Raw genomic sequence first — 2,544 nt, forward strand, 5'->3', positions numbered from 1 at the left:
CCTTCCACCCGCACAACACCACTCCCACCCGACCCCGACCCTGACAGGCCGCCCGCGGCAACCCGGGCGCGGGCCGCCGCGGCGAACAGGCCCCGCTCGGCGCGGCTGGCGGCCATCAACCGCGGCTCACCCGGCGTCGACGGCCACTCCTCGATCGGCCAGCCCGCCCCCCGCGCCACCTTGTGCAACGCCACATCCGGGTTCACCGCCACCGGATTACCCACCGTGCGCAACATCGGCAGATCCGACAGGCTGTCCGCGTACGCCCACGACGCGGACAGGTCCGCCCCCCGGCGCCGCGCGTAATGATCCACGAACGCCGCCCGAGCATCCCCGACCAGCGGCGACGACAACAACCGTCCCGTGTACCGGCCATCCGCGCCGACTTCCAGGCCGGTCGCGACGATCTCGTCGAACAACGGCGCCAGCGGACGGGTCAGCACATCGACCGCCCCGGTCAGCAGCACGGTGCGATGCCCGGCCGCGCGATGCTCCCGCACGCGGCGCACCGCCGCCGGTTTCACCCGCCGCAACACCACATCGGCGGCGACCTCGTCGACGACCCGGGCCAGCTCCACCGGGTCGGCGCCGGCGTACCGGCCGTACACCGAACGAATCAGATGCCCCCGGTCGCGGCGCTCGGCACGCAGATACCCCGGCAGTGCCCGCGCCAGCGACACCAGCTCCCGGGCCCGTTCCCCGACGTCGCCGTCAGCCAGCCGCAGCCACAGATACGACTCGACCACCGTCGAGGACACCAACGTCCCGTCCAGGTCGAACACGGCCAGCACCCCCTCACCGGCGGTGAGGTTGCGGGCCATCCGCCGCGCCGGGGCGGCATCCCGCGGCCGGCGCAGCACCTGCGTCACCGCCGGGCAGTGCACGTCCTGCAGGTAGTGCCGCCAGTCGAAACACGCCGGATCGAACCCGAAATCGACCTGGTCGGCCGGGTCCATCGCCGCGTGCAGCGCCGCGGTGGCGTCATCGACGTAGACCAGCTCGGCCTTCGTGTACGCCCGGTACACATCGGAGTAGCGGCGTAGGAACGCCACCCGCCCCTCGGTACGTTCCAGGTCGACGGCCAGCCGGCGGACCCGCTCCGAACGCGGCGCGTGCGCCAACGCCCGGTTCGCCCACTCCACCGCCTTCTCCCCGCGGCGCAGCTTCGCCTCCACCGCCACCGCCCCGGCGAACGGCCACTCGGGAACCCCGATATGCCCGCGGCCCCGCCGCGGCAACGGATCGGCCAGGAAATAGCCCCGCACATAGTCGTAGAGGTCACGGAACAGCAGCGGGTTCCGGAACCCCGAACACACCGTGTAGTAGGCCGGGCGCTCCGGCGGCGGGGGGCTCGCCGCCGCCGCCAGCAGCGCGTTGACGACCAGATCCACCGGGATGATGTCAACGACGGCATCCGGGGACGCCGGGAAGTCCGGCAGCTCCCCGCGGCCGAACGCCAGGATCAGCGGCTCGGCCATCTTGAACCCCTCGATCCACCCCGGGAACGGCTTCGCCAGCGCGCTCTCGATGATCGACGGGCGGACGATCGTCAACGGCAGATCGCCGTGGGAGTCCTCCAGATACCGCTCACCCAACGCCTTGGTGAACGTGTACGCGTCCGTCCAGCCCAGCACCTGCGCACGTTCGGAGCCCGCGGCGACCAACCGCGCCGCCACCCACGCCCGCCGCGCCGCCTCCGCCTGCGCCGACACCGTCTGCGCGCCGGCCCGCACATGCTCGGCCTCCGCCTGCTCGCGGAACCGCGCCGAGTTCTCCGGCGAACGCGACGCGTCCTCCGCGGCCTGGCGGGCCCGCGCGGCCGACGCCTGCTCCGCCGCCCAGTCCACCTCATGGGCCAGCCGGCCCTCGGCGATGTGCCCCGAACGCAACCCGGCGACATAGGCGGTCGACACGTGCACCAGATGCGGACGGGCCCCGGCGGCGCGCACCGCGCGCAGCAGCTCCTGCACCCCGCCCAGGTTCGTCGCGAACCCCTCGTCGATCGCCGGGTCGAACGACACCTCCCCGGCGCAGTGGATCACCACGTCCAGGTCGGCGGGCAGCTCACCCATACTGGCCAGGTCACCCTCGATGACCCGCACCTGCGCCGCCAGCCGCGCCGCCAGCCCCTCACGGCCCAACCGTTCCCGCAGCCCGGCGAACGCCGGCTTACGGGTCATCCGCTCCAACCGGGCCATCCCCGAATGGCTGCCCCGGGGCCGCACGAGCGCCACGACCTGGGTATCCGGGAACTCCGAGAGCAGCCTCTCCAACAGCGCCTCACCGACGAACCCGGTCACCCCGGTCACGAACACACGCCTGCCCGCGAGCCGCTCGCGCAGCCCCACCGGTCACCTCCGCACTCGCCGCAGCCCCACCGGCGTCCCCGACGGACGCCCGGTGCGCAACAGTAGGCGACACCGGACCGTCCACGAACGAACCCGTCGGTCACCTGCGTGTACACGCACGCTGCCAGATCAGGGGCAACCTACCGTCACCGCCGGTCCGACCACGCCGCCGGCCCGCGCCGACCCGCCCCGAACC

Annotated in this window: 1 protein-coding gene; it reads right to left on the reverse strand. The window is 73.3% G+C overall.

From position 1 onward, the window contains the following. Positions 1 to 2,348, reverse strand: a 2,348-nt coding sequence (locus tag FMEAI12_RS30020) for an HAD-IB family hydrolase (RefSeq protein WP_112108685.1), incomplete at its 3' end; no start/stop codon positions are given. Positions 2,349 to 2,544 lie beyond the last annotated feature (196 nt).

Source organism: Parafrankia sp. Ea1.12 (assembly GCF_900465275.1).
Lineage (GTDB): Bacteria > Actinomycetota > Actinomycetes > Frankiales > Frankiaceae > Parafrankia > Parafrankia soli.